This is a genomic window from Pontiella sp. (genome assembly GCF_041622395.1).
Taxonomy (GTDB): domain Bacteria; phylum Verrucomicrobiota; class Kiritimatiellia; order Kiritimatiellales; family Pontiellaceae; genus Pontiella.
On sequence record NZ_JBFJYW010000171.1, the window covers coordinates 1 to 8,395 of the forward strand.

The 8,395-nt window shown below is 61.3% G+C and carries 5 protein-coding genes; 1 reads left to right on the forward strand and 4 read right to left on the reverse strand.

All coding sequences use genetic code 11. The annotated features are described in order from the left end of the window. A partial coding sequence (locus tag ABYO54_RS10660) for a helix-turn-helix domain-containing protein (protein ID WP_372808232.1) occupies positions 1 to 262 on the reverse strand: 262 nt, incomplete at its 3' end. A gap of 267 nt (positions 263 to 529) precedes the next feature. On the opposite strand from ABYO54_RS10660, the gene ABYO54_RS10665 reads away from it, so the two are divergent. Then, the gene (locus ABYO54_RS10665; protein ID WP_372808233.1) at positions 530 to 2,125 is read left to right on the forward strand and encodes an arylsulfatase; all 1,596 of its coding nucleotides are present in this window, start codon (positions 530 to 532) and stop codon (positions 2,123 to 2,125) included. 573 nt (positions 2,126 to 2,698) lie between these two features. Here ABYO54_RS10665 and ABYO54_RS10670 read toward each other — a convergent pair. The 3 genes from ABYO54_RS10670 to ABYO54_RS10680 all read right to left on the reverse strand — a co-directional run. Beyond that, on the reverse strand, positions 2,699 to 3,115 hold the full coding sequence (locus tag ABYO54_RS10670) for a hypothetical protein (RefSeq protein WP_372808234.1): 417 nt from the start codon (positions 3,113 to 3,115) through the stop codon (positions 2,699 to 2,701). 85 nt (positions 3,116 to 3,200) lie between these two features. After that, positions 3,201 to 6,359 carry a glycoside hydrolase family 2 TIM barrel-domain containing protein gene (locus ABYO54_RS10675; RefSeq protein ID WP_372808235.1) on the reverse strand — a complete coding sequence of 1,053 codons (3,159 nt, stop codon included), beginning with the start codon at positions 6,357 to 6,359 and terminating at the stop codon, positions 3,201 to 3,203. 23 nt (positions 6,360 to 6,382) lie between these two features. After that, positions 6,383 to 8,395, reverse strand: a 2,013-nt coding sequence (locus tag ABYO54_RS10680) for a DUF4982 domain-containing protein (RefSeq protein ID WP_372808236.1), incomplete at its 5' end; no start/stop codon positions are given.

The window sequence follows — 8,395 nt, forward strand, 5'->3', positions numbered from 1 at the left end:
CCATCAGCAGCAGTTTTTTGCTGAGGCTGAAGCGCTTTTGCTCGTCGCGCACGACGTACCCATGCGCCAGCAGCGTCATGGCGATACGGAAGACGCTGTTTTTCGAGAGCTCCAGTTGCTCCGTAAGCTCGGTGACCGACAGCCCCTGCGGAAAGTTGAGCAGGTGTTCCATAATCACGAGCGCGCGCTCGAGGTTGGGCACCTTGTAGCGGCTCTCTTTAAAATCGTCCCGTTGTTCGCCTTCCATGTTGTCCCCGTTCATTTGTTCCCGCGCGGTTGGGCCGCGCATCCCCTCGCCCGTCCGCACGCTTTGCCCAGGCATCCGGAATCCGGATTCGCCCCCATTTTGCCCGCCCCATGTCCGAGATCGATGCCCAAACACGTTGTATAGGGTACAACCCTCGGGACACGGACGCCTTCGCAACGGGTCCATCCCGCACGCGGGGCCGAGCGCATTTTTCAGGCCTCGATTGTTGTTTGTTATATGTTTGTGTGTTTTATATTACAACTTCTTACGAAAGGAGCATCCATGAAAACAATTCTCGCTATGGCGATTGCCGGCTTGGCCCTCGCGGCCGCCGCCGATAAACCCAACATTATCTTCATTCTGGCCGACGACTGGGGTCGCGGCGACATCAAGGTCTACGGCGGCGACCGCTGCAAGCTCGATACGCCGAACATGGACGCGCTTGCCGGCGACGGCATGCTGTTCACCGATGCGCACAGCTCGTCGGCGGTATGCACCCCGACGCGCTACGGCGTGCTGACCGGGCGCTACAACTGGCGCAGCCGCCTCAAGCAGAGCGTACTTTACGGTTTCGACCAAGCCCTGATCGAACCCGGCCGCGAGACCGTTGCCTCCTTCCTGAAAGGCCACGGCTATGCCACCGCCATGGTCGGCAAGTCGCACCTCGGCATGGATTTCGCGACCACCGACGGCAAGCCGGCAAAATGCACGGCCAAGAAACCGAACGAACTGAAAAGCAAATGCAACGTCGACTGGAAAGGCCCCATCAAGAACGGCCCGAACTCGGTCGGCTTCGACTACTACTGGGGCATTGCCGCCTCGCTCGACATGCCGCCCTACATCTGGATCGAGAACGACCGCTTTGTCGGCGAGTGCACCACGATCAAGGCCTTCAACCGCCCCGGCCCGGCGCACGCCGACTTCGAGGACGTCGACGTGCTGCCCACCCTCGTGGAAAAAGCCACGACATTCGTCGCCACGCAGGCCAAGACGCCCGCGCCGTTCTTCCTCTATATGCCGCTCAATAGCCCGCACACCCCCATCTCGCCCTCCAAGGCGTGGCAGGGCAAAAGCGAGCTCGGACCCTACGGCGATTTCGTCATGGAAACCGACTGGGCCATCGGCGAAGTCATCAAGAGCGTCGAAAAGGCGGGCATCGCCAGCAACACGCTGATCATCGTGACGGCCGATAACGGGTGCAGCCCCGCCGCCCAACGCGGCGACCCGAACCACATGATCGAGTTCCGCATGGGCGACGCCGAGCCGTTCGATCCCGCCAAGCACTATTCGAGCGACATCCAGCGCGGCCACAAGGCCGACATCTACGAAGGCGGCCACCGCGTGCCCTACCTCGCCCGCTGGGACGGCAAGATCAAGCCCGGCTCCGTCTGCAACGATACGATCTGCCTGGTCGACCTCTTCGCAACCTGCGCCGACATCGTCGGCAAACCGATCGCCGACACCGCGGCGGAGGACTCCGTCAGTATGCTGCCGATTCTGCTCGGCACCGCGAAAGGGCCCGTGCGCGAAGCGGTGGTGCACCACTCCATCAACGGCAGCTTCGCCATCCGGCAGGGCGACTGGAAACTCGCCCTCTGCCCCGGATCCGGCGGATGGAGCCTGCCGAAGCCGCTCTCGAACAAGCAGAAAGACAACGCCAAAATGCCGGAGCAATGGGTGCAGCTGTTCAATCTGGCGGACGATCCCGCCGAAACGAAAAACGTGGCCGCGGAACATCCGGAAATGGTCGCGCGCATGACCCAGTTGGCGCAGCGCTATATCGACGACGGCCGCTCCACCCCCGGCGCCAAGCAGAGCAACACCGGGGAAACCCACCTCTACCCGGGTTGGATCCGGAACGCGAAGCCGAACAAGTAGACCCTTGATGTATTGAGTTTGCCGCAAGGCCGGAACTCCGTTGCAAAGCAGCGAGGTTCCGGCCTTCGTCTTATTTACACGGCCTATTTTAACGCAAAGAAACAAAGACCCCCAAGGCGACATCCGTCGCCATCAAAATCCACGCGGCATAAACGGCCTGCCGGTCGATACTCCGCATCGGAATGCGGAGCTACGTGGCAACGGATGCCAATCCGTTGTCTGAAGGGCAGCCTGCCGAGCCCGCCTATTTGCAGGATATATCTTGAGTGTAGAACGCGCCTCCCGAGGAACGAGGGGGCGCGTAAGGTCATTAAAAACCGCCGCCACGGCCGCGCGGCGCAGGCTCTGCGACCAAGGCACGAAGCACACACAAACCCGGAAGCAATAGGCCGCCCCGTACGGAAGCCGCCGAGCGCGGTCTGGTAGAGCCGCCGCTCCAGGGCACACGGGATACGCGCCAGTTGTTTTTGAAGTGCGGCGGGTTCACGCCACGTTAAGATCTGTTTGTACACGGACGGTTCGCATGCGGATTAAAAGCGCCAACACAAAAGGACCGTCACCGACGGCGTCGGCTTAAGCTGCCGGCGCGGGTGGTTGCAGTTCTTCTGCCACCACCTTCGCGATGCGTCGCACATCCCCGAACTCGAGTGATCCCCACGATGACGTGGAGAGATGGTCTTGCCGGGATTCGGGATCGACGAAATGAACCGCGTTGACGATCACGCCGTGCAGCCCGGTTTTATCCGCAGCCACCCGCTTGGTTTGGTTTTCCCAAAGTTCCTTTTTCCCGCAAAGGATCAGGTAGAGGCCAACCTCCCGAAACAGCCACATCACCTGGGTGGCTTTTTGCAACCGGCGCCGGAGGTCCTGGAATTCCGCAGGACCGATCTCGTTTTCAAGTTGCCGGAAGGCCAAAACATAGCGCGCGCCCGGCAGCGCCCCGTTCTTTTGCAGGATGAACGCAAAGCCGGACGCGGATGGAACATCCACGCGGTAGGGTTCCGGATGAACCCTGGATTTAATCCGCGCCGATAGTTCGCATCCCGTCACGTTTAGGCGGTTCCCGTTTTTGGAATTATTTCCCGGGGAACAGGAAGAACGACCACTTGTATTTTCCGGAAGGCACGCGGTAGTGCTCCAGCGGCAAGGCGTTGAGCGTCCAGGTATCCTGCCCGCCGACGCCCATGTGCTTGTAGTCGATGTTGAGCGTGAAGAAGCCTTGGTCCTTGAGGTCATACGGATGATCGGCGGCGCTCAGGCTTTCCGCCGACCACGGCCAGATGGAAAAGCTGAACGGCTCGGCGCAGTCCACGCGCAACTTGCCGGCGGACCCCGAGAGCTCGAGCCAGCGGGTTTCGGTGCGCAGACCGTTTTCCTGCGGCTTGGCGTACTCGAAATACATTTCGGCGGTCGGCGAGTCATACAGCGCAACCTCGGCGGCGGCGTTGCGGTCGCAGTAGTTTTCCCACGGGCCTTTGCCGTAGTATCGCGTGGATTCGAACCCGCCGGAGACCCCGAGGGTGAAGCCCAAACGCGGCATCCAAGGCAGCGACGGATCGGCATCCAGATCCATGCCGACCTCCACCGAACCGTCGTCGCCGAAGGCATAGGAGATTTCCAGCGCGGTCTGGGGGGCGCTCTTCTTCACCACCACCTTGTTCGGCTTTTCGAAGGTCACCGATTTCGTGACCAGCTTGCCGTCGAGCTCCAGCCAGTGCTTCATTACGGAATCGGTCCGCTTGCGGTCGTTATCGGTCTGCGGACGCCAGAACGACGGCTTCATCGGGCGCTTGATCCACTCCTGCCCGTTGACGACATAGCTCGTCAGTTCGCCGGTGGCCTTGTCCACGCTTGCGGCAAAACCGGACCCCTTGACGGCGATCGAATCCTTTCCGTCTTTGACGGACAAGCCGGCCGTCGCCTGCGGAAGGCTCGGCGCGTCAACCCCGGCCTTGACGAGCAATTGTTCCTTGGCAATTTCGTAGCCCGCATCGCACCAGGGTTGGGCCTTGGTTTCGTGGACGCTCATGCGCAGCCACTGCTCGCCGCCTTTCTTGGAGACTTTGAACGGGACCTTCAGCTCGACACTCTGGCCGGCGGGCAGATCGATGGAACCGAGGTCGCCCTGCTGCACCACCTGGCCCTCTTCGGACAGACTCCAGCGGAGGGCGTAGTTTTTCAGGTTGGTGAAATTGAAGCGGTTGGTGATTTTCACCGTGCCGGCGTCCAGATCGGCCGCCTCGACGACCACCGGCTGGAAGAGGTATTTGCACTCGAAGATTTTCGGCCCCGGCGTGCGGTCGGAATTGAGAATGCCGTTGAAGCAGAAATTCTTGCTGTTGGGCTCGTCGCCGAAGTCGCCGCCGTAGGCATAGTATTCCACGCCGTCGGCGTTTTTCGTCAGCACGCCCTGGTCGATCCAGTCCCAGATATAGCCGCCCATCAGGTTGGGCTTGGAGCGGATGAGGTCCCAGTAGTCGGTCATGTTGCCGAGCGAGTTGCCCATGGCGTGCGCATATTCGCACATCACGATCGGGCGCTTGATGTGCTCGGTTTCCGACAGCACCTTGAGCTGGGCGACGGTGGAATACATGCGGCTGACGCAGTCGACCCACTTCGGGTCGTCCGGGTTGGCCATGAACGCCCACTTCTGCGACTCGAAGCCGCCCTCGGGGTTGTAATCGGGGTGGTTGGGATCGCCCTGCGCCCCTTCGTAGTGGACGAAGCGGGTCGGGTCGTAATCCTTCACCCACGCGGCCGCGGCGGCGTGGATCGGGCCGTAGCCGGATTCGTTGCCGAGCGACCAGGAGACGACGCACGGATGGTTTTTGTCGCGTTCGACCATGCGCATGACGCGGTCGTTGATGGCATAGTGCCAGGATGCATTGTTCACCAGCAGGCCGCGGATGCCGTGCGACTCGATGTTGGCTTCGTCCATCACATAGAGGCCGTACTCGTCGCAGACTTCGTAGAAATAGGGATCGTTCGGATAGTGCGAGGTGCGCACGGCGTTGAAGTTGTATTGCTTCATCAGCTCCACATCGCGGCGGTAGTGTTCGCGGGTGAGCGCCTTGCCTTCGATGTGGTCGTGGTCATGGCGGTTGACGCCCATCATCTTGACGGCCACGCCGTTGACGAGCACTTCGCCCCGATCGCTGATTTCCACCGAACGGAAGCCGACCTTGCAGCTGCGGGCTTCCTTGAGTTTGCCGTCCTTGCCGGTCAGCGAGAAAACGAGGGTGTAGAGGTAGGGATCTTCCGCCGACCATTTGCGGGGATGGGCCACCTTGGCCTCCAGCAGGCCGAACGGCACGTTGTCGCGCTGCGGATATTTTTCGTTCAGGATCTTATGCACCCCGCTGCGCAGCGGCTTTTCCAGCACGGGGTTGCCGTCGGCATCATAGAGCTGGGCCGAGAGGTTCCAGCCCTTGGAATTGTCCAGCGCGTCCGACAGGATCCGCGGGCGGATCCGCAGCAGCGCATCTTCATACTTCTCGTCCAAGTCGGTGCGCACGAAGAAATCGTTGATCGCGATTTTCGGTTGGGCCAGCAACAGCACTTCGCGGTGGATGCCGCTCAGCCGCCACATGTCCTGGTCTTCGAGGTAGGAGCCGTCCGACCAACGGAACGCCTGGACCGCGACGCGGTTCTTGCCCGGCTTGACGATGCCGGTGACATCGAACTCCGCCGGCAGGCGCGAGCCCTGGCTGTAGCCGACCGGCTGCCCGTTCACCCAGACGTAGAAGGCGGAGGAGACGCCGCCGAAATGCAGGATGATCCGCTGATCCTTCCACTCCTTGGCCACCTCGAAATCGCGAAGGTAGGAACCGACCGGGTTGGTGCGGTCGATGAACGGCGGGTTCGGGGTGTAGGGATATTTTTCGTTGGTGTAGATCGGCTGGCCGTAGCCTTTGAGCTCCCAGCTCGACGGCACCGGAATGGAATCCCAGCCGGCGGCATCGAATCCCGCTTGGTGGAAATCGGTCGGCCGATCCTTCGAATCGGGCGTGAACTTGAATTTCCAGTCGCCGTTGAGCGAAAGCATGCGCGCCTGCGCACGGTCGCCCTTCAGGGCATCCGCCTCGGTTGGATAGGAATAGGAGGTTGCGCGGGCCCCGAGTTTGCCCTGCTCGATCATCCGTTCGTTTTCCCAATCGTTTTGCGTCAACAGCGCCGACTGGGCCGAAAGTGCCAGCCCTGCAACGGCACACCAGCCAATGGTTCGTTTCATCATTTTACTCTCCCGCAATGCTTCGGTTATCGAACCGAAATTTCATCAATATACATTCCGCCGTTTTCAACCGTCGTGAGCCGGATGGTATTGGCCCCCCGCTTGATTGGAATTTCGACCGTGACGGTCTTCCAATCCGTGCCCCAGTCGTTGGCATTCGGCAACATCAGTTTTTCTTCAACCACCTGGCCATTGACCGTCAGCTTGATGGTGCGGCCGGCCCGGTTCGGGCCCTTGCCGCTGTAGCGGATCACCAGCTCGGCCGTCCCGGCATCGCCGTCGTTTTCCTGGTACCATTCAACGTAGGCGCCAACGGTGCTTCCAAAATCGACGTAGCCCTTGCCATGGAACCCCTTGCCCTTGGCGCTGACCTTGGCCCGGCTCAACTTGGCGTCTTCCGCCTGGTCTCCGCCGGCATTGGCCGCGGCAACTTCGCCGGTCCAGACAAAGCCCTCGTCCGCCGCAAAGCGCTCTTCCAGCGTTTGGACCGGTTTGCCGTCGACCACCACCAGCGCCTTCACCGTGGTGCCCAGGGGCACGGCGAACGCCCCGGTGTAGGGGGTGGACTTGACGGTCGGCGCGGCGCCGTCCGTCGTATAGAAAACCTCGACCGATGCGGCGGGCGGATTGCCGCGCAAGGCGAGTTGCCGCACATCGATGCTCACCTGGTTGGAAGAAACCTGCTTCTTTTCGCCGAGGATGCCGCTGGCCAGCAGGACGATATCGCCCGCTTCGCCGGTCGCTTCGACATAGGCGCGGGTGAGGCCGTAGAAGGCGATGCGGCTTTGCGCCTCGAAATGCTTTTCCACATCGATCGGGCTACCGTTGTCCAAGGCGCGGATCTTGCCGGGGCCGATCACCTTGAAGAAGGTGCGGTTTTCGCCATAGGGATAGAACTCGCCGCCGGCATCCTGCGTCGTTACGCGGACCTGCACCAAATCCTTGCCTTCCGGGGCCAACGGGGCGCCGTCGATCGAAAGGGCGATGCGGGCCGGGGCCGACGCGGTGCGGACGGTTTTTTCCGCCACGGGCCGGCCGCCCTGGCTGCCGACCGCCTTCAGCTCGCCGGCTTCCCACGGCACCAGCCACTGGCACTGCATTTTATCCCAGGCCTTGCCCGGCTGCTGCTTGCCCAGCGACTTTCCGTTGAAAAACAGCTCCACCGAATCGCAGTTGGAATAGACCCAGACGGGAATCTCCGTTCCCGGCTCGATGGTCGGATGCGTCCAGTGCGGCAGAAGGTGAACCATCGGCCGGTCGGTCCACTGGCTTTGGTAGAGATAGAACAGATCCTTCTCGAAGTTGGCCATGTCGATGGCCCCGCCCATGAACGATTTGAACGGCCAGCCGCCGTGGACATAGCTGGCTTCGCCGATGTAGTCGTAGCCCGTCCAGCGGAACGAGCCCGCATAGTTCGGGATATCGCGCAGCTGCTCGATGTTCTGCCGCGAATTCAACCGCACCGTCGCGTTGTCGTAGCTGGAGTTGAACACCTGCTTGCGGTTGGCGCGTCCGGCGGCATCGGTCCAATCGTGGGTAAACACTTCGACCTCGGTCAGGTCGGGCGTTTCATAGACGCCGCGCTTGAGGCCGTCGCGGTACCAGGTTTTCGTCCGGTAAAACCCGCGCACCTGCCAGGTGTGCGTATTTTCCGTGCCGATGAACACGCGGTCGGTTTTCAAGTCATCGAACCAGCCCACCCGTTCGCTACCGCCGTTCACGCCGAACACATCCATGTATTCCGAGCCGGAATGGCCGGAGGTGACCGGGCGGGTGGGATCCAGCGCGTGGCAACGCGCCACCAGATCTTGGCCGACCTTTCCGTTGGTTTCGTTGCCGACGCTGTAGATCACGACCGACGGATGGTTGCGGTCGCGCTTGATCCAATCGGTCAGGTCGCGCTCCCACCATTCGTTGAAAAAGGACCGGCCATAGTCATGCGCGGCCTTCTTTTTCCACCCGTCGAAAATTTCGTCCATCACCAACATGCCGAGTTCGTCGCAGAGGTCGTAGAAGATTGGGGTCTGCGGGTTGTGGGA